This is a genomic window from Streptomyces sp. DH12 (assembly GCF_020873895.1).
Lineage (GTDB): Bacteria > Actinomycetota > Actinomycetes > Streptomycetales > Streptomycetaceae > Streptomyces.
Genome location: NZ_JAHWGT010001253.1, coordinates 1 through 432 on the forward strand (window position 1 = coordinate 1; position 432 = coordinate 432).

At 68.3% G+C, this 432-nt stretch carries 2 protein-coding genes; both read left to right on the forward strand.

Annotated features, from left to right (window positions below; translation table 11 throughout):
* On the forward strand, window positions 1-100 hold a 100-nt coding region (locus LPA54_RS43310; RefSeq protein WP_368857907.1), incomplete at its 5' end, for a putative leader peptide.
* Between the two features lie 127 nt (window positions 101-227).
* On the forward strand, window positions 228-432 hold a 205-nt coding region (locus LPA54_RS39520), incomplete at its 3' end, for a rhodanese-like domain-containing protein (protein WP_267488026.1).

Sequence of the window (432 nt, forward strand, 5' to 3'; positions counted from 1 at the left end):
TCAGACGAGCGTCCTCCGTCCGAGGGGACAGGCGGATCTCACGAAGCGGCGGGCAGTGGACCTGTGCCGCGTCGCCGCCATGCACTGTCGCACCTTCTGAGCGGACGCGTCCTCCGTCCGCATTCCCGCTCCGTTCCCGCCCAGGGAACCCGTGCGCCGCCCCGGCCTGGGCGCGTGCGCACCCTCATACCCGCACGCCCCCCGCAACTGCCCCGGAGGAGAACAGCATGGCTCGCAACGACGTCCTGGTCGACGCCGATTGGCTCCAGGAGAACCTGGACGACCCGACCATCGCGATCGTCGAGGTGGACGAGGACACGTCCGCCTACGACAAGAACCACATCAAGAACGCCATCCGGATCGACTGGACCCAGGACCTTCAGGACCCGGTCCGCCGTGACTTCGTCGACCAGGCCGGCTTCGAGAAGCTCC